At 44.8% G+C, this 22,752-nt stretch carries 22 protein-coding genes; 6 read left to right on the forward strand and 16 right to left on the reverse strand.

Annotated features, from left to right (window positions below; genetic code table 11):
* Nucleotides 1–79 precede the first annotated feature (79 nt).
* Entirely contained in the window at nt 80–1,306 is a 1,227-nt protein-coding gene (locus tag DK428_RS06125; RefSeq protein WP_109064553.1) for an MFS transporter, read from the forward strand.
* A gap of 56 nt (nt 1,307–1,362) precedes the next feature.
* Here the strand turns inward: DK428_RS06125 and DK428_RS06130 are convergent, their stop codons facing one another.
* The 5 genes from DK428_RS06130 to rsmD all read right to left on the reverse strand — a co-directional run bounded on the left by DK428_RS06130 (nt 1,363) and on the right by rsmD (nt 6,146).
* The gene (locus DK428_RS06130; RefSeq protein WP_109064552.1) at nt 1,363–2,535 is read right to left on the reverse strand and encodes a Cof-type HAD-IIB family hydrolase; all 1,173 of its coding nucleotides are present in this window, start codon (nt 2,533–2,535) and stop codon (nt 1,363–1,365) included.
* A gap of 118 nt (nt 2,536–2,653) precedes the next feature.
* Nucleotides 2,654–3,490: a PTS mannose transporter subunit IID gene (manZ, locus tag DK428_RS06135; RefSeq protein ID WP_109064551.1), complete on the reverse strand. Its 837-nt coding sequence runs from the start codon at nt 3,488–3,490 to the stop codon at nt 2,654–2,656.
* Between the two features lie 11 nt (nt 3,491–3,501).
* Nucleotides 3,502–4,299: a PTS mannose/fructose/sorbose transporter subunit IIC gene (locus DK428_RS06140; RefSeq protein WP_109064550.1), complete on the reverse strand. Its 798-nt coding sequence runs from the start codon at nt 4,297–4,299 to the stop codon at nt 3,502–3,504.
* Between the two features lie 15 nt (nt 4,300–4,314).
* Entirely contained in the window at nt 4,315–5,295 is a 981-nt protein-coding gene (locus tag DK428_RS06145) for a mannose/fructose/sorbose PTS transporter subunit IIB (protein ID WP_109064549.1), read from the reverse strand.
* A gap of 263 nt (nt 5,296–5,558) precedes the next feature.
* Entirely contained in the window at nt 5,559–6,146 is a 588-nt protein-coding gene (rsmD, locus tag DK428_RS06150) for a 16S rRNA (guanine(966)-N(2))-methyltransferase RsmD (protein ID WP_109064548.1), read from the reverse strand.
* A 75-nt stretch (nt 6,147–6,221) separates the two neighbouring features.
* Here rsmD and ftsY point away from each other — a divergent pair, with 75 nt between their 5' ends.
* From ftsY to ftsX, 3 genes are read left to right on the forward strand one after another with little or no spacing between them, the layout of a single operon-like run.
* Complete coding sequence (ftsY, locus tag DK428_RS06155) at nt 6,222–7,682, forward strand: signal recognition particle-docking protein FtsY (protein ID WP_109092182.1); 1,461 nt, start codon at nt 6,222–6,224, stop codon at nt 7,680–7,682.
* A 38-nt stretch (nt 7,683–7,720) separates the two neighbouring features.
* Nucleotides 7,721–8,371 (forward strand): cell division ATP-binding protein FtsE, encoded by a 651-nt coding sequence (gene ftsE, locus DK428_RS06160; RefSeq protein ID WP_012771777.1) that lies wholly within the window; start codon nt 7,721–7,723, stop codon nt 8,369–8,371.
* Between the two features lie 8 nt (nt 8,372–8,379).
* The gene (gene ftsX, locus DK428_RS06165) at nt 8,380–9,315 is read left to right on the forward strand and encodes a permease-like cell division protein FtsX (RefSeq protein ID WP_109064547.1); all 936 of its coding nucleotides are present in this window, start codon (nt 8,380–8,382) and stop codon (nt 9,313–9,315) included.
* 69 nt (nt 9,316–9,384) lie between these two features.
* Here the strand turns inward: ftsX and DK428_RS06170 are convergent, their stop codons facing one another.
* A complete protein-coding gene (locus tag DK428_RS06170) occupies nt 9,385–10,029 on the reverse strand; it encodes a cation diffusion facilitator family transporter (RefSeq protein WP_109064546.1) in 645 nt (214 codons plus the stop codon).
* A gap of 114 nt (nt 10,030–10,143) precedes the next feature.
* Here DK428_RS06170 and DK428_RS06175 point away from each other — a divergent pair, with 114 nt between their 5' ends.
* On the forward strand, nt 10,144–10,542 hold the full coding sequence (locus DK428_RS06175) for a MerR family transcriptional regulator (protein WP_109064545.1): 399 nt from the start codon (nt 10,144–10,146) through the stop codon (nt 10,540–10,542).
* A gap of 112 nt (nt 10,543–10,654) precedes the next feature.
* On the opposite strand, the gene DK428_RS06180 is transcribed toward DK428_RS06175, so the two are convergent.
* From DK428_RS06180 to rpsB, 7 genes are all read right to left on the reverse strand, one after another.
* Nucleotides 10,655–11,278, reverse strand: a complete 624-nt coding sequence (locus tag DK428_RS06180; protein ID WP_005702882.1) for an HAD family hydrolase — start codon at nt 11,276–11,278, stop codon at nt 10,655–10,657.
* Nucleotides 11,279–11,389: 111 nt separating this feature from the next.
* On the reverse strand, nt 11,390–11,746 hold the full coding sequence (locus DK428_RS06185; RefSeq protein WP_050692590.1) for a diacylglycerol kinase: 357 nt from the start codon (nt 11,744–11,746) through the stop codon (nt 11,390–11,392).
* 28 nt (nt 11,747–11,774) lie between these two features.
* Nucleotides 11,775–14,003, reverse strand: coding sequence for a GTP diphosphokinase (relA, locus tag DK428_RS11695; protein WP_109064544.1), 2,229 nt, complete (start codon nt 14,001–14,003; stop codon nt 11,775–11,777).
* Between the two features lie 9 nt (nt 14,004–14,012).
* Entirely contained in the window at nt 14,013–15,329 is a 1,317-nt protein-coding gene (gene rlmD, locus DK428_RS11700) for a 23S rRNA (uracil(1939)-C(5))-methyltransferase RlmD (protein ID WP_109064543.1), read from the reverse strand.
* Nucleotide 15,330: 1 nt separating this feature from the next.
* The gene (recO, locus tag DK428_RS06195) at nt 15,331–16,053 is read right to left on the reverse strand and encodes a DNA repair protein RecO (RefSeq protein ID WP_109064542.1); all 723 of its coding nucleotides are present in this window, start codon (nt 16,051–16,053) and stop codon (nt 15,331–15,333) included.
* 172 nt (nt 16,054–16,225) lie between these two features.
* Nucleotides 16,226–17,074, reverse strand: a complete 849-nt coding sequence (gene tsf / locus DK428_RS06200) for a translation elongation factor Ts (RefSeq protein WP_109090071.1) — start codon at nt 17,072–17,074, stop codon at nt 16,226–16,228.
* 141 nt (nt 17,075–17,215) lie between these two features.
* Entirely contained in the window at nt 17,216–17,938 is a 723-nt protein-coding gene (gene rpsB, locus DK428_RS06205) for a 30S ribosomal protein S2 (RefSeq protein WP_048750720.1), read from the reverse strand.
* A gap of 415 nt (nt 17,939–18,353) precedes the next feature.
* Between rpsB and DK428_RS06215 the strand changes: the two genes are divergently transcribed.
* Nucleotides 18,354–18,833, forward strand: coding sequence for an SgcJ/EcaC family oxidoreductase (locus DK428_RS06215; RefSeq protein WP_065295665.1), 480 nt, complete (start codon nt 18,354–18,356; stop codon nt 18,831–18,833).
* A gap of 221 nt (nt 18,834–19,054) precedes the next feature.
* On the opposite strand, the gene DK428_RS06220 is transcribed toward DK428_RS06215, so the two are convergent.
* The 3 genes from DK428_RS06220 to yedE all read right to left on the reverse strand — a co-directional run bounded on the left by DK428_RS06220 (nt 19,055) and on the right by yedE (nt 22,596).
* Nucleotides 19,055–20,869, reverse strand: a complete 1,815-nt coding sequence (locus DK428_RS06220) for a monovalent cation:proton antiporter-2 (CPA2) family protein (RefSeq protein ID WP_109064540.1) — start codon at nt 20,867–20,869, stop codon at nt 19,055–19,057.
* A gap of 193 nt (nt 20,870–21,062) precedes the next feature.
* On the reverse strand, nt 21,063–21,332 hold the full coding sequence (gene yedF, locus DK428_RS06225; RefSeq protein ID WP_050692582.1) for a sulfurtransferase-like selenium metabolism protein YedF: 270 nt from the start codon (nt 21,330–21,332) through the stop codon (nt 21,063–21,065).
* 52 nt (nt 21,333–21,384) lie between these two features.
* Nucleotides 21,385–22,596, reverse strand: coding sequence for a selenium metabolism membrane protein YedE/FdhT (gene yedE / locus DK428_RS06230; RefSeq protein ID WP_109064539.1), 1,212 nt, complete (start codon nt 22,594–22,596; stop codon nt 21,385–21,387).
* Between the last annotated feature and the right edge of the window lie 156 nt (nt 22,597–22,752).

Genomic DNA, 22,752 nt, shown 5'->3' on the forward strand with positions numbered 1-22,752 from the left:
TTATGCAAGCAGAAATTTGTTGTTATTTAAAATTCTGTGATCTGACACACAAAATTTATAAATGCAAAAGGAGGTTGCTATGGCAACGACATTACCCTGGTATAAAGAAGTCAATCCAACCCAAAAGAAAGCATTGTTTGCCGCGTGGTTAGGTTATGTTTTTGATGGCTTCGATTACATGTTGATTACCTATGTTCTGTTGGATATCCAAAGAGAATTTAGTATGACCACAACGGAAACCTCGACGTTACTTCTGGCGGCGTTTGTCGCCCGACCGCTTGGCGGTGCGTTATTCGGCAGTTTTGCCGATAAATATGGTCGTCGTTTAGCCATGATGGTCTCAATTATTGTGTATTCCGTTGGGACATTTCTCTGCGGGTTATCTTCCGGCTACATTTGGCTCTTTATTTTCCGAATGATTGTGGGCATGGGTATGGCGGGGGAGTACGCCTGTTCATCCTCTTACGCTATTGAAAGCTGGCCACAACACTTACGCACCAAAGCTAGCGCGTTTTTGGTCAGCGGATTTTCTATCGGTAATATTTTGGCCTCACAAGTGATTCCTTGGGTGGCGCAAAGTTATGGTTGGCGGGTGGCGTTCTTTATCGGTTTATTGCCGGTTGGGTTAGTGCTTTATGTACGTCGTCATGCTCCTGAAAGTGAAGAATGGGCACAAGCGAAAGCCGCCGGAAAAGTAAATAAAGTGCCACTCACAGATCTCTTCACTAAAAAGCAACTTCCTATTACGCTCATTATTTTCTTTGTCTGTTATTCCATTTTTTCCGTGAACTGGCCGGTGGTGGGATTGTTGCCGCTTTATTTGAAAGAAAACGGCTATGCCGAAAATGTTCCATCACTCATGTTTTGGGCAGGCTTTGGTATTTTAATTGGCACGCTGATTGCCGGATTTATTGGTGATAAATTAGGTGAGAAGAAAACCTTTATTTACAGTTTGTTACTCTCCCTGTTCTTCTTATTCCCGGTCTTTTATTTGCCGGAAAATAACGTATTGGCCCTTGGTGCGTTGCTTTTCTTCTTATTGGCGACCAATTTAGGTATTGCAGGGTTAGTGCCAAAATATATGTCAAAATTCTTCCCGACAGAAATGCGCAGTACGGGCATCGGATTTATTTATAACTTTGCCGCTATCGGCGGTGGTGTTGCGCCGGTGATTGCCGCTAAATTAAGTGAACGCTTCGGATTAGGTTCATCCTTGGTCTATGTCACCTTATTTTGGACTCTCGTATTAGTCGCTCTCGTTGGTTTAAGAATCCCGGAACGAATCCAAGCAAGAGTGCAAAAATAATCAAAAAAAAGACCGCACTTTGGGTTTAAAAGTGCGGTCGTTTTTCATGTTAAATTTTACTTCCCAAACACCCGATTTAACACCAATGCAATGCCGTCTTCGTTATTCGTGGCGGTGACTTCTTTTGCCACTTGTTTTATGGCATCGGGGGCGTTGCCCATAGCAACGCTAAGGCCTGCGTATTGCAACATATCCAAGTCATTAAAATTGTCGCCGAAAGCGATGACTTGCTCGGCGCTAATGCCCAAATGCTGTTCCATAAATTGAATGGCTTTCGCTTTGGTGGCGGCAGGGTTCGTGATTTCCAAATATTCGTCTTTGGAACGGTGAATGCTTAAATGCGGCAGGGCTTGTTTCAGCATGGGTTCCACCGTTTGGATTTCTTCGGCGTTGCCCATGACTAATATTTTGTGTACTTCCGTGAGGTTGCCTTGTAGCAGTTCGGCGCTTAAGCCCGTGATCTCACTTTCTTGCTTGATCCAATCATTGTTTACATCATTGCAAAACCAATCCAAACCGGCGTAGTAGCTGATGGAAAGGTGCGCAAAATCGGCTAAAAGTTCGTTGAGTTTTTGTAAGTCCTGCGGTGCCAAAATCACGCTATAAAGTGCGGTCAGATTTTTATCTAAAATTAACGCGCCGCTGTAACAAATCATGCCATGTTGCGAGCCAAGCTGTTCCGTGTAAGGCGTGATGGCATAAGGCGGGCGGGCGGAAACGGGGATAAACGGAATGCCTCGTTTTAATATGTTTTTAATCGCCTCTTCCGTTTTGGGTGTAATTTGATGTTGGCTGTTGAGCAGTGTGCCGTCGATGTCGCTGAATACGGCTTTGTATGGTGATGATGGCGAGGTGTTTTCTGCCAAAGTGGTTTCGGCAAACTTAAGCAAACGGGTGAGTTCTTTTTTGCCCTTTTCCGATAACACTTTATTGTCGTTTAAAATTTGTGTGGCGCGGGCTTGGATGAAACGTGCGTAATCGGCATTTTGGGTTTGCGTGAATTGTTTTTCGGCAAATTGCATGTCGGCGAAATCTTTGTTGGTTTGCCCGATGAGCATTTTTTGTCCGACTAACACGATAAGCGCAGCCGCTAAGGCAATGACTGAACCGTAGCCGTTGGTGGGGTAATAAAGAATACCTGCCAAAATGAAAAGTGCGGTCACTAAATTCGATGAATTTTTGATGTAGCCTTCGGTAGGCGGGGCTTTTATGAGATCTTTAAGTTTCATTGAAAATGCACTGATTGAAGATTTGGATGAATGGCGCGTCTCCCGACGTATGCCCTTGATAACATTAAATAACAAGGCACGCATCGGAAGACGCGTGCCATGATTATGTGACGTTGAATTATGCCAATATACCAAAATGGTAGCCAACGATACCTACGCCGAATAGCGCGAAGATGATATACATGGCGTTGATTTTTTTGCGCAGTAAATACATACACAAGAAGGTGAGCAGCAGTGCCGCCAAGCCTGGGAGCAAGTCGTTTAATACGCTTTGCACGGTCGTGACCACTTCTTCGCCCATTTGGTTTTTATAGCGTGACAATTCTAGCGGAATGTTGATGGTGGTCCATTTCGACACCAACGAGCCCATCACAAAGAGACCGAGGATAGACGCTCCCTGCGTCAATTTTTGTAAGCGACCGCCGCCCATGTCGTTAACAATTTCTGTCCCTTTTTCATAGCCGTATTTGAAACCATACCAACGGGTTAGGGCACGGCAAAGGTTAATACCGATAAAGAACAATAGAGGTCCTAGTAGGCTACCGGTAATGGCTAAACCGGCACCGAGCGCTGCAAGCACCAGACGTAGTGTTCCCCAGAAAATCGGGTCGCCCACACCGGCAAGCGGCCCCATGAGACCCACTTTCATGCTGCTGATGGCCGAGTCATCAATGTCTTTTGCTCCGTTGGCACGTTCTTGTTCCATCGCGGCAGTTACGCCGATAATGGAAGAAGCTACCCAAGGCTGGGTGTTGAAGAATTCTAAGTGGCGTTTTAAAGCGGCTGCTTGATCTTCTTTTTTGCTGTAGAGGCGTTTAATGGTTGGCATCATGGACACACAGAAACCCATGGCTTGCATCCGTTCAAAGTTAAATGAACCTAAAAGGAAGGTGGAACGCCAATAAGTGCTGCGAATATCTTTTTTCGTTAATGCTAATTTAGTTTGTTCAGTCATGATCGTATTCCTTATAGTCCTTCAAGTTCATCATCAGCTAATTCACGTTTGCTGCTAGTTTGTGGCAAAGTCGCTTGGTTAAAGCGAGGGTTTAATTGAATGTAAATGATGGCTAAGCAGGTGCCTAAGATACCTAAGCCCACCAAGTTATAGCCGGAGAAGGAGGCAATCACGAAACCAAGGAAGAAGAACGGCATTAACGCGCCGGCACGCATCATGTTGATCACCATGGCGTAACCGACCACCACGATAAAGCCCCCGGCGATTTGTAACCCGCGGGTCACCACTTCCGGAATGGAGTTCAAGGCGTGAGTTACGGTGTCTGTGCCGGCTACGAGTGCCACGAAGAATGTCGGAATGGCAACCCGTAAAGCCTGTAAGGAAAGACCGGCAAAGTGACAGAATTCAATGCCGCGGAAGTTGGCTTGTTCTGCGTAATCATCAGCTTTGTGTTGCAGGAAGATGGTGAGGGTGCGCACGAAAATGGTTAACACCTGCCCGGCGGCTGCAACAGGAATTGCAATGGCCAATGCGCTTCCTTTGTCTTGACCGCCTTTGATTACTAAAATCGCTGCGATTACACTGGCGAGCGCCGCATCGGGGGCCATCGCCGCACCTACGTTCATCCAGCCGAGAGCAACTAATTCCAAGGTACCGCCGACGATAATCCCGGTTTGTAAATCACCTAAGACCAAACCGATTAAGGTACAGGCGACCAACGGGCGGTGAGTTTGACGTTCGTCAAGTACACTGCCCATACCGCAAATCGCCGCGACTAATGTCACGAGAATTATTTCCATTGTAGTCATAATGTTGTGTCCTTATTAAAAATTAATTGCATCAAGTTTTTGTCTGGTAAGTTCCACACGCGGGTTGCTTGCTACTTTTTGCATAGATAAATCAATGCCTAAATCAAGCAGTTTTTTGAATGCTTCGACATCTGCCTTACCAACGGTTACCGCATCGGAAAGTTGTTTGTTGCCGTCTTTATAGGTCATTCCGCCGACATTCACTTTATCTATCTTGACACCGCCTTCAACTAAACGTACTACATCGGCCGGTTTTGTCACTAGCCAGAGAATGTTTTTACCTGCGTATTTCGGATTGTGATAGACTTTAATGGCTTTCTCCACCGGAATGACATAGGCTTTTAAATGTGCGGGCGCAATTTGTAACAACAATTCGCGACGTAATGCATCCTCCGCTACTTCATCGCTGATCGCAAAAATGGCTTCGCATTTCACCGCCTTCGCCCAGGATGTCGCCACTTGACCATGAATCAATCGATCGTCAATACGTAATAAAGAAATATTCATATTGCCGGAAAGTGCGGTGGAATTTTGAGATGTTTTAACGGGTTCAGCAGGCTTGGCGGGTTCCGGCGCCGGTGCGACAGGCTTCGCTTCTTCGGACGGTTGGCGGAAAGATTTCACGGCTGCGACGCCGACTTCTTTGGCTGTTTCCACCAATTCAGGCAAGCTTGAACCGTCTTTGGCATCCAACACTTCCAACAACATCGGCAAGCTAATACCGGTGACGATGTCCGTGTTGTCGCCACGCTCTGAAGCAACACGCGCTGCCGCGTTATAAGGGCTACCGCCAAATAAGTCCACTAAGAACAACACCGGTTCGTTTTCCGGCAAAGTGGCGATAATCGCATTGTATTTTTCAACCAAATGCTCTCCACCTTCGCCCGGTAGGAAAGTGACCACATGGCAATTTTCGTCTTCGCCATACACCATAGCGGCAGAATTGACGATTTCTTCCGAAAATTTACCGTGCGTTGCAACGATAATGTGGGTCATTCAAATCTCCTTAAAGTTGTTAATAAAACCGTTCTTTGAAACGTTTCAGCCGAAGATCTAAAGATAAGCAAACGTTTGCGTAATGTTGTAAGTGCATTCCTTTGCAATTTGCCGTCAAATGGAGAGTGTGAAATTTGTGATCGAGATCAAGAGGTAGGAGGAGTTATTTGTATGAAAAAGAATATGTTGCGGGTGAAATGTTATTTTATATGGAGAAAGTTTAGAAAATTGTGACTAAATAAAAGCCTGAATAATGCATTATTCTAGGCCTCCACCTGATACAACCGATAACTCACTTGTCCGCTGTTTTTTTCTTTCAACAATGCCCAGCTTTGCGGCACATTTAATCCTTTATCTTTTTCTGTTTCCACATAAACCAACGCTTGTGGGCGTAGCCAGTGATTTTTGTCCAACAAGGCAATGGCTTGTTCCGCTAAATCAAAATTGAACGGCGGATCGAGAAAAACCAAGTCAAAGTGCGGTTGATTTTGCGGCTGATTTAAAAATTGCAGGCTATTTTGATTTACCACTTGCGCGCGATCGGCACATTTCAACGTTTGAATATTCTTGCTTAACTGCTGCGCCACGGCTTTTTCTAATTCCAGAAACGTCACCTTTGCCGCTTGGCGTGAAAGGGCTTCAAAGCCGAGAGAACCGCTGCCGGCGAAACAGTCTAAACATTCACTGTCAACGATGTAGGGCATTAGCCAGTTAAATAGCGTTTCTTTTACACGGTCGCCCGTAGGCCGTAGCCCTTGGGAAGTTAATACCGGCAGTTTTCGCCCGCGCCATAAACCGGCGATGATGCGCACTTCGCCTTTTGTGCTTTGTTGCATTGTTGCTTTTTTCATATAAATCGGAAAATTATGCGTTTTTTTGCTAGAATGGGCGGCATTTTATCAAGTTTAAATAAGAGTGGGCAATTTATGTCGGATGAAAAGAAAAAAGGCGGATTTTGGTCTTGGTTCGGATTAGGCAAAAATAAACAGGAAGAATCAACGGAACCGAAAGAACCGGAATCAACAGAACAGCTCCCTAATGAATCTGAAGTGCAAGAAACGGCAGAAAAAACGACCGCACTTTCAGATGAAGCAGAGACCGAAAATACATTAACGGAAGATACATTAATGGCGCAAGCGTCCACGCTTGTGCCTGAAAGCCATGACGTTCAAGTAGAGACCTCTCAAGAGGAAAACCCGGCGGCACAAGCGTGGACGCTTGCGCCATCTTCTGAGCTTGCGCCATCTTCTGAGCTTGCGCCATCTTCTGAGCTTGCGCCATCAGATGAGCCAACTCAATCTATTGAAGAAACGCTAGAAAATTCAACCGCACTTTCTGAGAGCGAAGCAGAAGTACAAGTCGAAAGTGCGGTGGACATTGAAGATGAATCTGTCGCAGAAGCGGAAGAGCATGAAGAAAGCGCCGTTGCCGACATGGTAGAAACTCAGGAAAAACCAAGCGAAGGCGGCTTTTTCAGTCGATTGCTCAAAGGCTTGGTGAAAACCAAGCAAAATATCGGTGCGGGCTTCCGCAGCTTTTTCCTCGGTAAAAAAATCGACGATGAATTATTCGAAGAATTGGAAGAACAATTACTGATTGCCGACATTGGCATGCCGACGACCACCAAAATTATCAATAACTTAACCCAACATGCCACCCGTCAACAATTACAAAATGCGGATGCTTTATATCAACAATTAAAATTGGAAATGGGTGAGATCCTAAAACCGGTGGCGCAACCGTTGAGCATCGATAGCAGCAAAAAGCCTTATGTGATTTTAATGGTAGGCGTGAACGGCGTGGGTAAAACCACCACCATTGGCAAGCTGGCGCGTAAATTCCAAATGGAGGGCAAATCTGTCATGTTGGCGGCAGGCGATACCTTCCGTGCGGCGGCAGTGGAGCAGTTGCAGGTCTGGGGCGAGCGCAATCATATTCCGGTGGTGGCTCAAAGTAGCGGCTCCGATTCCGCGTCGGTGATTTTTGATGCCATGCAATCGGCAGCGGCTCGCAATATCGACATCCTCATCGCCGACACCGCAGGTCGTCTGCAAAATAAAAATAACTTGATGGATGAACTGAAAAAAATCGTACGCGTGATGAAAAAATATGATGAAAGCGCACCGCATGAAATTATGCTCACTTTAGACGCGGGCACCGGTCAAAATGCCATTAGTCAAGCCAAGCTATTTAATGAAGCCGTTGGACTCACCGGCATTAGCCTAACCAAATTGGATGGCACCGCCAAAGGTGGTGTGATTTTCGCCATTGCCGACCAATTCAACTTGCCGATTCGCTATATCGGCGTAGGCGAAAAAATTGAAGATTTACGCGAATTCAACGCAGAAGAGTTTATCGAAGCTTTGTTTGCTCATGAAGAAGAATAAAGTGCGGTTAAAAATTAAAATGTTTTTAGAGATTAAATATGATTCGATTTGCAAATGTCAGTAAGGCATATTTAGGTGGGAAGCCTGCCTTACAAGGATTGAGCTTTCATTTACCGGTAGGCAGTATGACCTACCTTGTGGGGCATTCCGGCGCAGGGAAGAGTACCTTGCTGAAATTAATTATGGGTATGGAGCGTGCCAACGGCGGGCATATTTGGTTTAACGGGCATGAAATCACCCGCTTATCACGCCATGAAGTGCCGTTTTTGCGTCGCCAAATCGGCATGGTACATCAAGATTATCGCCTGTTGTCCGATCGCTCCGTGGTGGATAACGTGGCGTTGCCGTTAATTATTGCCGGACAGGCACCAAAAGATGCGCAAAGCCGTGCATTAGCGGCATTGGATCGAGTTGGTCTGCGTGACCGCGCAAATCACGCACCGGCGCATTTGTCGGGCGGTGAGCAACAACGGGTAGATATTGCCCGCGCTATCGTACATAAGCCGCAATTATTATTGGCCGATGAGCCGACAGGCAATTTGGACAGCGCGCTTTCCTTGGAAATTTTTAATCTATTTGAAGAATTTAACCGCTTAGGTATGACGGTGCTGATTGCCACCCATGACATCGGCATTATTCAACAAAAACCTAAGCCTTGCCTTGTGCTTGAGCAAGGTTATTTGCGTTAGGAGGTAACATGAGTTTTCGTCGTTTTAGTTTGCCTTTTGGCGCCCAAACCCTGTATTCCTTACGCGCGGTGTTTGCCGATTTATATCAACGCAAATTTGCCACGCTCATCACAGTGTTGGTAATCGCGGTATCGCTAACGATTCCTACCGTGAGCTATCTCTTGTGGAAAAATATTCATCATGCTACCACGCAATTTTATCCGGAAAGCGAACTGACTGTGTATTTGCATAAAAACCTTTCCGAAGAAGATGCTAACTTGGTGGTGGAAAAAATTCGTCAGCAAGAAGGCGTGGAATCGTTAAATTACATTTCCCGTCAAGAAAGTTTAAATGAATTCCGTCAATGGTCGGGTTTTAATGAAGAACTGAATGTGTTGGATGATAATCCGCTTCCGGCTGTGGTGATGATTAAACCGACTAAAGTCTTTAACGAATCGCAAAAACGCAATGAGTTGCGTGCTACGTTGGATAAAATCAAAGGCGTGCAGGAAGTGCGTTTGGATAATGATTGGTTAGAAAAATTGACCGCACTAACTTGGTTGGTCGCGCACGTTGCGATTTTCTGTACTATTCTTATGGCGTTGGCGGTGTTTTTGGTTATCGGTAACAGCATTCGCTCTGATGTTTACAGCAACCGAGCCAATATTGAAGTGATGAAACTGCTCGGCGCCACCGATCAATTTATCCTCCGTCCGTTTCTTTATACCGGCATGATTTACGCCGTGCTAGGTGGGGTCTTGGCAACGATTTTCAGCGGTCTCGTTATCGGTTATTTCACCGGTGCCGTAAAATACGTCACCGATATCTTCGCCGTGAGTTTTAACCTAAACGGTCTCGGTTTCGTAGAATTCCTTTTCTTGTTGGTTGTCTGCACCATCATGGGCTACATCGGTGCATGGTTATCGGCAACACGATATATTCGGTTGTTGGACAAGAAAGGTTAGACGCTAAAAATACAAGCGAAAAAGACCGCACTTTATTGGCGTAAAGTGCGGTCTTTTTTATTGATGTTTTTAATGCCGGTGTGGTGTCACATCAAACTTAGCCTCATTATTTTGTAATGCCTTTACTGCCTGACGAACAACGTTAATACCACTGCGTAATATTAGTAGGCTTAAAATACCACTGGCAACAAGGTCAACCCATTGCCAGTTCAGCAACCATGCGCTTAGCCCAGCAATAATTGCTATCAGAGAACCAAACAGGTCAGCTAATACATGCAAATAGGCGGCTTTAATATTTAAATTTTCATGATCGCCCTTCATCATCAGCCAAGCCACGAAAATGTTTACCAAGAGCCCAGTGATGGCAATGCCTAGCATAGGCAACGCCAACATTGTCGTTGGGTATTGCCAACGTTCTGTCGCTTCCACCAAAATCCATACTGCCACCACAATCAGTGAAGCACCGTTTAACAGCGCAGCCCATTTTTGTTGTTGTGTATTTAAAAACAGGGCGATGAGAGCAAGTAGTAGTGACAAACTGTCGTTTGCCATATGCCCGGCATCTGCCATCAGGGCGAGACTATTAAAATAATATCCGCCTAAAAACTCGATGATCATATAGCTACCGATAATTGCCAAACTGGTGCTTAAAATCTTTTTATTTGTTGGCGCATGGGAGTGTGAATGCGTTCCATGTTTGTGCTGATGTGACATCGTTTTCCTCGCTTATTTAATTTGTTTATCTGATATACACAGCTTAAAGTCCGTAGGGACTACGGGGTCAAGTATTTTTTGTTAGAATAGCAAAAATTGTTTTCGGAGGAAGAAATGAAAGTCAATGAGCTTAGTAAACGTACCGGGATTAACTTAGAAACCATTCGTTACTATGAAAAACAGGGTATTTTACCGGAGCCGAAACGGCAGGCGAACGGTTATCGATCATATAACGAAGAAAGCGTGACACAACTTATTTTTATTAAAAATTGTCGTAGGCTCGGTTTTTCTCTAGAAGACATTAAACAACTCAATGCACTTAAATTTCACACCGCTAATCATTATTACGCTGACAAGTTGGTGCTTAAGCAACTGGCGTTAGTAGAAGAAAAAATTTCTCAATTACAAGATATTAAAGTGTTTTTACAATCCATAGCTATTAAGGGTAAACATAGTGAGGCTGAATGCAAGGTCATAGCAGGGCTTCAGGTAAAAATAAAGGAGACGGTTTAACTCGCCTCCTAATAAAATGTTACTCGTTGTTTTAGCTCATTTTTTGTTTTATAAACTCTACCTACTTTCTATCCATGGCTAAAGCAAAGTGCGGTCGTTTTTTAACGTGTTTTTAGTCGAATTTTACGCCCAACGCTATTAAATCCTGTTTCAGCTTTTGCGCGTCGGTGAATTGTAAGGCGTGTAAGCCGACGTTACGGGCACCTTCTACATTGTGCAGGCTGTCGTCAATGAATATGGTGCGCTGAGGTGTGAGGTGATAGCGTTCGATAAGCAGGTTGAAAATACGCGGATCAGGTTTGGCTAGGCGTTCATAACCTGACACTAAAATACCTTCAAATTGGGTCAAGAAAGGAAATTGTTCTTCGGCGAAATGGAAGGTTTCGTTAGACCAGTTAGTCAGTGCCAGTAGGCGAATGCCGCTACGCTTGAGTGCTTCCAACAGGGAGACGGTGTCGTCGATAGCGCCATTTAGGGTTTCCGGCCAGCGTTCATGATAGGCACGAATTTCCGCTTCATAGTGTGGATGTTGTTTGATAGCCTCGGCAACGCCTTCCGTCCAAGGTCGCCCTGCATCTTGTTGTTCGTTCCATTCGCTATTGCATACCTCCGTTAAAAATCGTTCCATTTCCACTTCGTCGTTGAAAATTTTGCGGTATAAATGGCGTGGGTTCCAATCTATCAGTACGCCGCCTAAGTCAAAGACGATAGTGTCGATATGTTGTGTGTCGTTCATGTTTGTCTCCTTTTGAGCGCTTAGGCTGTATAGCCCAATATAGAACAAGGCACGCGTTGGGAAACGCGCGCCATCAATATTGTAAAAATGTGGTTATTTTTTACAACGTTTCTAATTAAACAACATAAATCCCCATGTCACCACCACGATAACCAAGGCAACAAATACTGCGGCAGAACCTTGATCTTTGGCACGACCGGAGAGTTCGTGGCGTTCGGTACCAATGCGATCAACGACAGCTTCGATGGCGCTGTTGAGCAATTCCACAACCAACACTAATAAGACAGAACCAATCATTAGTGCTTTTTCAATCGCACCCTCACCAAGCCATAGGGCAAGTGGAATCATGAAAATGCAACAGAAAAGCTCATGACGAAAAGCGGTTTCATATTTGACCGCACTTTTTAAGCCTTTCATGGAATATTGGGTCGATTTGATTAAGTGGGTCAAGCCCGTGGTTTTGTCCATTAGGTTTTCCTTATGATAGTTTTATTGGTTAAAGTCGTTTGGCTTCAATCACGTCATCCAGTTTTTCCAAACGAGAGAGGATTTTACTTAAAATTTCTACATTGTTAAGCTCAATTTGCATATCAATATTGGCTAATTGACGTTTAGTGTCGGTACGTGTGGAAACGCCGAGTACGCTGATTTTATCGTTTGCCAACACCGTGGTGATGTCGCGTAATAAGCCGTTGCGATCGGAGGCGACAATGCGAATGTTAAGATGGAAACCGCTGGAATAATTATCACCCCAACGGGATTCCACCACGCGTTCCGGATGGACGGTTTGCAACTCGAGGAATTGCTCGCAATCGCAACGGTGAATAGAAATACCGCGTCCCATCGTGATGTAGCCTACAATGCAGTCACCCGGAATGGGTTGGCAACAACGCGCAATATGGTGCATAAGGTTGCCTACGCCCTCCACGATAACACAATCTTTGTGTTTGGTTTTTTGTTGCGCGTGGGCGGCACTTTTGGTGCTGACGTGGCGTAAGATTTCTTCATCCACTTCTTGTGCGGAGGTTTTGATGAATTTACTTTGCAGGAAGCTAAGTAACGGGCCGATACGTATATCGCCGCCGCCGATGCCCGCATATAAATCATCCAGATTTTTCAGGTTGTAACGCGGTAATGCCTGTTGTTCTACCTGTTTTAAGCTGATCCCCAAGCGGTTGATTTCACTTTCCAGTAACTCTTTACCGGCCGGAATGTTTTTGTCCCGATCCTGTTTTTTGAACCACGCGTGAATTTTCGCGCGGGATTTTGCCGTGTGGGTAAAGCCGAGGTTCGGGTTCAGCCAGTCTCGGCTTGGGTTTGGATTTTTTTGAGTGATGATATCCACCTGATCGCCCATTTGAAGCTGATAGGTGAACGGCACAATGCGCCCACCCACTTTGGCACCAATACAACGATGGCCGATCTCGCTGTGAATGGCGTAGGCGAAATCCAACGGCGTGGAGCCTGTCGGCAAATCTACCACTTCGCCTTTTGGCGTAAAGACATACACGCGATCGTCGAATACTTGGCTACGTAATTCCGCCATGACTTCGCCGGAGTCGGTAATATCGTCTTGCCACGCCAATAGTTTACGTAACCATGCGATTTTCTCTTCATAACCGGAGCGGCCGGCGGTGGCCCCTTCTTTGTATTTCCAATGTGCCGCTACGCCAAGTTCGGCGTCATCGTGCATTTGTTGGGTGCGGATTTGTACTTCAATGGGTTTGCCGCCTTTGCCAAGCACCACGGTGTGAATGGATTGGTAGCCGTTCGGTTTCGGGTTGGCGACGTAATCGTCGAATTCTTTTGGCAGATGTTTGAAATGGGTGTGCACAATGCCCAGTGCGGTGTAACAGTCTTGTAATTTTTGTACGATAATACGTACTGCACGAACATCATATAAGTCACTGAATTCCAAATTCTTTTTCTGCATTTTTCGCCAAATGCTATAAATATGTTTCGGGCGACCGTACACTTCCACCTGTTGGATATTTTCTTGTAAATAACCTGAAAGTTCGGAGACAAAATCGGCGATATATTGTTCGCGGTCAAGACGACGTTCTTTTAATAACTTGGCGATAGCGCGATATTGTTCAGGGTGTAGATAACGGAAACAGTAATCTTCCAGTTCCCATTTGAGCTGTCCGATGCCTAAACGGTTGGCAAGCGGGGCATAAATATTGGCACATTCTTTGGCGGCGAGAACGCGTTCTTCTTCCGTGTAATTTTTTTCTGCATCACGCAAGAAGGCAATACGTTCCGCTAATTTGATAATCACACAACGGAAATCATCTACCATAGCGAGCAACATTCGACGCACGTTATCCACTTGCAAGTTACTGGCAGAGTGCGTGATATTAAGCTGACGGATGTTATCCATTTCAATGACACCACGCACCAGCTTACTGATGTTGGAACCAAAATCTTCTTCGATTTGGGCTAAATCGACCAGTTGATCGCGTACGATAGGGAAGAGCATGGCGGTGAACAAGCTATCTGCATCCATGTTCAAGCTGTTGAGAATTTCCACCATTTCTACGCCGAAAGTCAGCAAGTGGGCTTCTTCCTGCTGATGTTCGACACGCGATGTGATTTTCTGCTGCGAATAACGCCAAGCCGCAATCAAGTTGGCTTTGACATTCTCCGCCACATTCAAGTTAGCGCACCATTTTTCAATCTCAAAATCCTTAGGATTTAATAAATGAGATCCTCTCACAGCGACCATAACGAATCCTTATTTTTTCTGATATAAACTTATCGACTCTAAATGCCCGGTATGTGGAAACATATCGATCATGGCAACTTTGTCCAGCTGATAACCTGCGTTGAGCAAAATTTCCGTATCTCGCACTAAGGTGGCAGGATTGCATGAAACATAAAGTATTTTTTCTGCTGCTAATTGACAGAGCGCTTGCAACGCAAATGCGGCGCCCGTACGTGGTGGGTCGAGCAAAATTTTATTGAACGGTTGCTGTGCCCACGGTTGACTGATAAACGGTTGATCCAAATCCGCCTGATAAAATTGGACATTGGCACAGCGGTTTCGTTCGGCGTTAGCGCGTGCTTTTTCCACCATGGCGGAAACGCCCTCGATTCCCACCGCACTTTTCACTTTGCGACTCAGCGGCAGAGTGAAATTGCCCATACCACAGAATAAATCCAACACATGATCTTGTTCATTCAGTGACAACCAATCCAATGCCGTGGTGATCATTTGCCGGTTCAGATCGGTGTTGATTTGAATGAAATCCCGAATATCAAATTGCAGTTGCGAACCATCGTCTAAGCCGTAATAAGGTTGCGCGCCCCGCCAATGCTCGATGACATCATGTTCCTGCACAAAAAGCATGAGTTCATGTTGTTCGGCGAAATTCAGCAATAAAGTGCGGTCGTTTTCGGCAATGTTTTTTATATGGCGTAACAACATGGCAACGCCGTTGTCCGCCGAGACCAGTTCAATATGCCCTAGCTGCTGTGGCATCGACCACTGAGCAAAAAGTGCGGTCAATTTGGGCAGTAAATTATTTAACGGTTGTGCCAACACCAAACAGCGCTCAATCGGAATGATTTGCTGAGAATTTTTACGGCGCAAACCGATTTGTAACTTGCGGGTCTTGCCGTCAAATCCGATGCTTAAACGCACACGACGCCGATAACCCCATTCATCACCTTGTAGTAACGGCATAAATTGAATAGGTGTACTTTGTAAACGACTCAGCCGTTGCATTAAGGCCTTTTGTTTGGCAGAACGTTGTAGCTCAATAGGAACATGTTGATTTTGACAGCCGCCGCATTGGCTAAAATAATGACATTGTGGTTGTTGGCGTAATGGGCTTGGATGCAGAATTCGTGTCGCTGTGCCTAAGCCGTATTGGCGTTTTTCCTCAAGCACACGGACATCCACCTTTTCTTGCGGTAAAGCATTTTCAATAAACCAGGTTTTGCCATTAATTTTTGCTACGCCAAGGCCTTGATAGTCTAGTTCTAGAATATCAGCGGTAAATGGTTGCGTGATTTTTTTAGGTTTGCCTTGGGTGTAAAGTAATGCCATGTTATTTTGAATATAAACTGTATTGTGTGAATAATTCTCGGCTTTTTAGTGGCTTATCGCCTAAATAAGGTTTTAATGCAATGCGTGTAAAACGCTTGGCCGCCAACAAGATTGTTGGCTCCTCAAAGCGGGTTTGCTCAAAGGCGAGTAGCTCGCGGCCATAAAAAGTTAAGTTATCTTTAATTAATGAGGCGATAAAGCCTTTCTCTTCGCGGTAACGATAGGTCATGTCCGCTTCCACCGCTTTACCGGAACCCGCGCAGTGGGTGAAATCAATGCCGTAGCCTAGCGTACGCAATAGTTGAAATTCAAAGGTGCGTAATGCGGGTTCCACATCTTGATTGGCGGCTAAGCGGGTTAAGCAATGCAAATATTGTTGAAATAATTGTGGATAGGCGGTTTCCGGCTCCAGTACACGACAGATAAGCTCGTTTAAATAAAAGCCGCTGTATAACGCCACATGTTGCAAAGGTAATGCGATGGCCGCCGGTTCTGCTTTGGTCAGGACTTTTAAATCGCCGCGTCCGCTCCAGCGTAGCAATAAGGGGGTAAAGGGCTGTAACACGCCTTTCAGCATGGAACGCTTTGCCCGTGCGCCTTTTGCCAAAACGCTGAGGCGACCAAAGTCCTCCGTGAATAAATCCACTAATAAGCTGGTTTCGCTGTAAGATTTGCGATGTAGAACGAAACCCCTTTGCCAATTTTCGATGAGCCGATCCTCTATTCCGCGTTAACCAAAAATTACGTTTATTTTAGCAGATTTCCCACCGTACTTTGTGGGATTTTATGGGAGATTTTAGAATAAAAGGGAATGGGGTATAACGGAATTGTCATTTAGGACGGCAGACAATAAAAAAGCAGGTTTTTACACCTGCTTTTTTGGCTTAACTTATTGATTAAGCTTTAGACATTGCCGCTACTTCTGCAGCGAAGTCGGTTTCCACTTTCTCGATACCTTCGCCCACTTCTAAGCGGATGAAGTTAGAGATTTCAGCACCTTTTTCTTTTAATAGATCGCCAACAGATTTAGACGGATCCATAACGAACGGTTGACCGGTTAAAGAGACTTCACCAGTGAATTTCTTCATGCGGCCTTCAACCATTTTTTCTGCGATTTCGCGTGGTTTGCCGGATTGCATTGCGATATCCACTTGGATGTTGCGCTCATGTTCAACCACTGCGGCAGGAACGTCGCTTGGGTTAACGTAGTCCGGACGGCTTGCTGCAACGTGCATTGCGATGTGTTTTAACAATTCATCGTCAGCACCTTTACCAGCAACCAATACACCGATTTTCGCGCCGTGTAAGTAAGAACCTACAACATCGCCTTCGATGTAAGCAACACGACGAATGGTCATGTTTTCACCGATTTTTGCCACTAATGCAGCACGTTTTTCTTCAAATTGTGCTTGAAGTTGTTCGATGGTTGCGCCTTTGTTTGCTGCTGCAAAATCAGCTACTTCGTTGGCTAAGCCTAAGAAACCGGCATCTTTTGCTACGAAGTCAGTTTCACAGTTCATTTCAACTAATACACCGAAACAATTTTGTACGCGAGCAAGGATAACACCTTCAGCTGCAACACGACCTGCTTTTTTCGCCGCTTTTGCTTGACCAGATTTACGCATGTTGTCGATGGCTAATTCGATGTCGCCGTTTGCTTCAACTAATGCTTTTTTACATTCCATCATGCCTGCGCCGGTACGTTCACGCAGTTCTTTTACTAATGATGCTGTGATTTCAGCCATTTTAAAATCCTCTGTCGGTTAAAGTGCGGTGGAAAAAGACCGCACTTTTAGCTCTAAAAAATACAGGGAGCTATTTAGCCCCCTGCTCATTAATTAATCGTCTGATTAATAAGGGCTTACGCCTTATCGCAATCGCCAGAATTATTCTGCGGCTTGCGCTAATTCTTCAGCAACCGCTGCTTCGTTACCACGACCTTCTTTGATCGCTGCAACAGCAGAAGAAAGATAAAGTTGAATTGCACGTGCTGCGTCATCGTTACCTGGGATAACGAAATCTACGCCGTCCGGGCTAGAGTTAGTATCAACGATAGCAAATACTGGAATACCCAAGTTGTTTGCTTCTTTCACTGCGATATGTTCGTGGTCTGCACCGATCACGAATAATGCATCCGGAAGACCGCCCATCTCTTTGATACCGCCAAGGCTTAATTCAAGTTTTTCCATCTCACGGGTACGCATTAACGCTTCTTTTTTGGTTAATTTGTCGAAAGTGCCGTCTTGAGATTGCGTTTCTAAATCTTTTAAACGTTTGATGGATTGACGAACTGTTTTCCAGTTGGTCAACATACCGCCTAACCAACGGTGGTTTACATAGTATTGTTGACAGTCTAATGCTGCTGCTTGCACTGCATCGGTCGCTGCGCGTTTGGTACCTACGAATAATACTTTACCGTTGTTGCTCGCAATGCGGGTTAACTCAGCTAATGCTGCGTTGAACATTGGAACGGTTTTTTCAAGGTTGATGATATGAACGCCGTTGCGTGGTCCGAAAATGAATGGTTTCATTTTTGGGTTCCAGTAACGAGTTTGGTGACCGAAGTGAACGCCTGCTTGAAGCATATCGCGCATAGAAACTTGTGCCATAATAATTTTCCTGTTGTTTGGGGTTTAGCCTCCACATATCCAGCCAATCGACCGTTTGGCACCCCGATTTAGCCTTTCTGATATGTGTGTGTTTTAGTAAATTGATTAAAAATTAAACGTTATTTTTAAACAGCAAAATAACGGCGTGCTTTATACCATAAAGTGCGGTTGGTTTCCAGCGGATTTTATATGAATGAGCTATATAATACGAATTATAGATAAAATTTGTTATGTAGTTTTCGGGTATTTGATACGTTGTTCATTAGAAAGGGTGAGATTATTTTTTAAGAGGTCAGTCCTGTACATATAAACATATGTATATTGATTCAGATCAATTTTTTATTTTTTTGTCCCTATATGATGCGTCTTGCATCATATATAGATGCAATAACTTAACATTTAAGAGGAAAATGGCATGAAAAAATGGATTAGTGCGGTGGCAATGACCACATTACTTACAGCATGTACTCAGTCCAAATCGCCTGATGCAGCATCAACAATGCAATGTAAGGCAGTTACTGAACAAGAAATTGCACAGTTGTTTGATCGTTGGAATGATTCGCTTAAAACAGGCGATGCTAAGAAGGTCGTAGCTAATTATGCGGCGGATTCGGTTTTATTACCGACTGTCTCCAATAAAATTCGTCTGACAGCAGCTGAAAAAGAAGATTATTTTAATCACTTTTTAGCAAATGCTCCTGTAGGAACCATCGATCAAAGCCATATCCAAATTGGCTGTAACACAGCTTCTGACGTTGGTTTATATTCCTTTGTTTACAAGAAGACCGGTAAAAAAGCCAGCGGACGTTATAGTTTTAACTATCAATGGGATGGCAAAGAGTGGTTAATTGCTCACCATCACTCTTCTTTAATGCCGGAAGGTAAGAAAAAGTAGGTTAAATATCCAATAATAACAATTGGATAACCTTATAACTTAAGTTATAAATGACAGTAAGGATTGGGTAATATGCAGTAAAGCTCAATCCTTTTAGTTTTTCGATTTAAAATAATTTTCCTCATGCCATTCAATTTTTTCTATTAGTTTAGTTCACTCAGATTCTCCGCAAAAAACAACCGCACTTTATATCCTAAAGTGCGGTTGTTTTCTAAAGTGTTTTATTCCTCGGCTTTTTCCTTTGCTTGTAGAATGATATCTTGAATTTCCGCTGCCATTTTTTGGTCACATTCGCGTGCAATGTCGCGCATTAGCGGATTTTGGAATAAGCCCACGTTCGGGTCATAGACTTGTGACATGAGGGCGACTTCGTGCCGATCTGCGTCAAAATAATAATCTCCGATGTTTTTTACCAATTCAGGTTCCATCCCTAAGGCCTCAAGCGCGCGTTTGCCGGCTCGTACGGCGGAATCGAAGGTTTCACGAACGATTTCATTAGCACCCGCTTCGTGTAGTGCAAAGGTACTGAAGCGGTCATAGGCGCGAGCAATAATTTTTATGTTCGGATTCACTTCGCGGGCGAAATGCACAATATTCTCCGCCTGCTCTTTGTTATCAATGGCAATTACTAATACTTCCGCTTGTTCAAGACCTGCGGCAATTAAAAACTCACGACGGGAGGCATCGCCGAAGTAGGATTTAATACCGTATTCATTGAAGCCTTTGATCATGTTCGGATTTAAATCGACGACAGTGGTGGCATAGCCGCTTAAACGCAAAAGATCATTGACAATTTGACCAAAACGCCCCATACCGACGATAAGGGTTGGGTGTTGTTCATCAATTTCATCAGCTTCCAATTCCTCTGCAGTGGCTTTGGGCGCGAATTTTTCATAAAGCACCAACATTATCGGCGTTACCACCATCGAAAGTACCACAACGGCAGTCATATTGGCGTTAACCGTTTCATCAATTACACCTTGATTAAAGGCCGTGGAGAAGAGCACGAAAGCAAACTCACCGCCTTGTGCCATTAATAATGCGCGTTCAATGGCGGTTTTGTGTGTACTTTTAGCAGCACGGGCAACCAAGTAAATACAGAGACCTTTGGTAAACATTAAGGTGATAACACCTGCACCAATTAATAACCAATTTTCAGCTACTACCGTTAGATTTAACGCCATGCCCACGCCAAGGAAGAATAGGCCGAGCAAAAGCCCGCGGAACGGTTCAATGTCGGCTTCCAGTTGATGGCGGAAGGCGGATTCCGACAACATAACACCGGCTACAAATGCCCCCATCGCCATGGATAAGCCGGCTTCCTCCATTAATAATGCGGAACCTAATACCACAAATAACGCGGCGGCAGTCATCACTTCGCGTGCTTTGGAATTCGCCAAAATACGGAATACCGGATTAAGAATAAAGCGGCCGATAAACACCAGTACGGCAAGTGCAAGCATGGCAATAATCGCCGACTCCCACCAAGGCATGGCATCAGCAGTTTTTTCTAACGGAGAGAGATAGGAAACAATGGCCAACAACGGTACGATGAGCAAATCTTCAAATAACAAGATGGAAACGATTTTTTGTCCCGGGCGGGTGGAAAGCTGTTTACGTTCGCCCAACACCTGCATCACAATGGCGGTGGAGGTGAGTACGAAACCGGAAGAAGACACAAACGCCACTTCCCAAGAAATGCCGAATTGTACGGAAACCAAGGTCATTAACACAGCAGAAAGAATGACTTGCAGGCTGCCCAGCCCAAATATTTGACGACGTAAGCTCCATAAATGAGACGGTTTCATTTCTAATCCGATGACAAATAAGAACATCACCACGCCAAATTCTGCAATGTGCAAAATTGCGTGGGAATCGGTTACCAGTTTTAAGCCGAAGGGGCCGATAATTAGCCCTGCCGCCAAATACCCTAACACCGAACCTAAACCAATCCGTTTAAACAACGGCACTGCTACCACGGCAGCACCAAGTAACACCACAATACGGACTAAATCTCCCGCACCTTCCGCTTCCATAGATTCCCCCTGATAAATTATTGTATAAGCGTCAAAAAAGCCGCTTATTCTAGCGTTTTTTTAGAAAAATTGTTGCGGAAATAGACGAGATTTTTGAGAATTTTTTGATGTGAGAAAATCTTAAGAAGAATACCACTTGGTTGAGGGCGATAAATAATAAAGGCGGATGTGATTCCGCCTTGAAAAGATGAGCTTAACGCTGAATCAAATAGCGTAATCTCGTGCCGTCTTGTTCTACGCTTAATAAGGTGTAGCCGTGGTTTTTGGTATCTACAGGAATGTTGTTGATAGATTGCGCGCAGTCGCTGATCAATTCCAAAATCTCACCCTTTTGTAATTGTGGCATGGTTTCCAACATCACGATTGCCGGGTACGGGCAAGGTTCACCCACGGTGTCGATAGTATAATCCGGAGTGATGTCTTTCGGATCTTTATCTAGTTTTTGTACAACAGTAAATGCCATAATGTGTTTTCCTTCTGTGAAATAAAAAATAACGTTAAATCAAACCGCACTTTTACACCTGTGCGAAAGCGGCGATTTTGGCTTTTGCTTTGGCAAGGAAACGTTTTTCCCACCATACGACAGCGATTAAGCAGAGAATCAACAAACCGTAGTTCACTAATAATCCGCCTACCGGGCCGAATTCTTTCAGTAAGTTGAGTTTTTCGTAGTCAAGCGCCAATACCGGAGCGAGATCGTCCCAGGCATAGGCTAAATAAGTGGAGCCGATAACATTGCCGACGCCCACCCACATGAAATGCACTTGGCCTTCCATGGAACGATACATCCAGCCGGTTTCACAGCCACCTGCCAATACGATGCCGAAGCCGAATAATAAGCCGCCGATAATGGCATTCGGACCTGCCCACATGATTTTTGCCGGTACGCCTAACTGGATGTAGCTGAACACGCCGATGGTGCCTGCAAGAATGCCGAAAATAATCGCTTTTGCCATGTAAGCGCGACCGGTGACCCAAAGATCACGGAAGGCAGAAGTGAAGCAGATTTGCGCACGCTCAATAAGCAAACCGAAAGCCAAGCCACAAAGCATAGCAAAGCCGAGTTTTATGGAACTGGTCATCACATAAAGGGAAGCAATAAGATAGGCAAAGAAGATGATCATGCCAATCCAAAAACGGCGTTGAGCCTTTTTCGGGTCGCTTTCCTGCAATTTTGCCGCGCCTTTTTTCAATTCCAATTTCACACGGAAGATAGGCAATAAGGTGACTTTTACGCCCACATAAGTGCCGATGGCGGTAGCGATGGTGAAAAACCAAGCGTGAACGGAAAATTGCGGAATACCGGTGAATAAAGAGGCGAGATTACAACCCATGGCCAAGCGCGCGCCGAAACCGGCTAACGCACCGCCGATCAAGGCTTGCACGATACGGCGTTTGTGCGGTTGATTACGCCATTTCACGTTGTTCGCCCACAAGGCCGCGGAAATACAACCTGCGAACATGCCTAAGATCATCACGCCATCGACACGGGTGAAAATCGTGCCTTGCATACCGATGATTTTGTAATAGCTCCAATTGGATACATCCACGCCCAGCGTTTGTAACGCATGGCCGCCCCAGCGGGTAAACTCGCCTGTGACTGCCCAATACGTGCCGGTAACACCGAAATAATAAGCAGAAATTAATCCTGCCGCGATAACGGCGATAACCGGATTCCAATATTTCACCAAATATTGTTGTTTGAACTGTTGTAAAACTTCGTTCATTTTCTAATCCTTTGAATTTGAATGCAAGATTTACAAGGAAGGTATAACAATGAGAAAAGGTTCAAAAGAAGGGCTTTGTCATTTCCTATACACAAACTTGCGATATAACTGAAATTACAAATTGAATTTGCCTGGCTAGTTTAAATAATATGCGAT

This window comes from Aggregatibacter kilianii, assembly GCF_003130255.1.
Lineage (GTDB): Bacteria > Pseudomonadota > Gammaproteobacteria > Enterobacterales > Pasteurellaceae > Aggregatibacter > Aggregatibacter kilianii.

Excerpts from the sequence above, each read along its gene's own strand:
- ftsY (WP_109092182.1), top strand. The coding sequence starts at position 6,222 with ATGTCGGATGAAAAGAAAAAAGGCGGATTTTGGTCTTGGTTCGGATTA.
- DK428_RS06145 (WP_109064549.1), bottom strand. The coding sequence starts at position 5,295 with ATGACCCACATTATCGTTGCAACGCACGGTAAATTTTCGGAAGAAATC.
- rpsB (WP_048750720.1), bottom strand. The coding sequence starts at position 17,938 with ATGGCACAAGTTTCTATGCGCGATATGCTTCAAGCAGGCGTTCACTTC.
- ftsE (WP_012771777.1), top strand. The coding sequence starts at position 7,721 with ATGATTCGATTTGCAAATGTCAGTAAGGCATATTTAGGTGGGAAGCCT.
- yedF (WP_050692582.1), bottom strand. The coding sequence starts at position 21,332 with ATGGCATTTACTGTTGTACAAAAACTAGATAAAGATCCGAAAGACATC.
- DK428_RS06130 (WP_109064552.1), bottom strand. The coding sequence starts at position 2,535 with ATGAAACTTAAAGATCTCATAAAAGCCCCGCCTACCGAAGGCTACATC.
- yedE (WP_109064539.1), bottom strand. The coding sequence starts at position 22,596 with ATGAACGAAGTTTTACAACAGTTCAAACAACAATATTTGGTGAAATAT.
- DK428_RS06180 (WP_005702882.1), bottom strand. The coding sequence starts at position 11,278 with ATGAACGACACACAACATATCGACACTATCGTCTTTGACTTAGGCGGC.
- DK428_RS06140 (WP_109064550.1), bottom strand. The coding sequence starts at position 4,299 with ATGACTACAATGGAAATAATTCTCGTGACATTAGTCGCGGCGATTTGC.
- ftsX (WP_109064547.1), top strand. The coding sequence starts at position 8,380 with ATGAGTTTTCGTCGTTTTAGTTTGCCTTTTGGCGCCCAAACCCTGTAT.
- DK428_RS06175 (WP_109064545.1), top strand. The coding sequence starts at position 10,144 with ATGAAAGTCAATGAGCTTAGTAAACGTACCGGGATTAACTTAGAAACC.
- rsmD (WP_109064548.1), bottom strand. The coding sequence starts at position 6,146 with ATGAAAAAAGCAACAATGCAACAAAGCACAAAAGGCGAAGTGCGCATC.
- tsf (WP_109090071.1), bottom strand. The coding sequence starts at position 17,074 with ATGGCTGAAATCACAGCATCATTAGTAAAAGAACTGCGTGAACGTACC.
- DK428_RS06215 (WP_065295665.1), top strand. The coding sequence starts at position 18,354 with ATGAAAAAATGGATTAGTGCGGTGGCAATGACCACATTACTTACAGCA.
- relA (WP_109064544.1), bottom strand. The coding sequence starts at position 14,003 with ATGGTCGCTGTGAGAGGATCTCATTTATTAAATCCTAAGGATTTTGAG.
- rlmD (WP_109064543.1), bottom strand. The coding sequence starts at position 15,329 with ATGGCATTACTTTACACCCAAGGCAAACCTAAAAAAATCACGCAACCA.
- DK428_RS06125 (WP_109064553.1), top strand. The coding sequence starts at position 80 with ATGGCAACGACATTACCCTGGTATAAAGAAGTCAATCCAACCCAAAAG.
- manZ (WP_109064551.1), bottom strand. The coding sequence starts at position 3,490 with ATGACTGAACAAACTAAATTAGCATTAACGAAAAAAGATATTCGCAGC.
- DK428_RS06185 (WP_050692590.1), bottom strand. The coding sequence starts at position 11,746 with ATGGACAAAACCACGGGCTTGACCCACTTAATCAAATCGACCCAATAT.
- DK428_RS06170 (WP_109064546.1), bottom strand. The coding sequence starts at position 10,029 with ATGTCACATCAGCACAAACATGGAACGCATTCACACTCCCATGCGCCA.
- DK428_RS06220 (WP_109064540.1), bottom strand. The coding sequence starts at position 20,869 with ATGGAAGCGGAAGGTGCGGGAGATTTAGTCCGTATTGTGGTGTTACTT.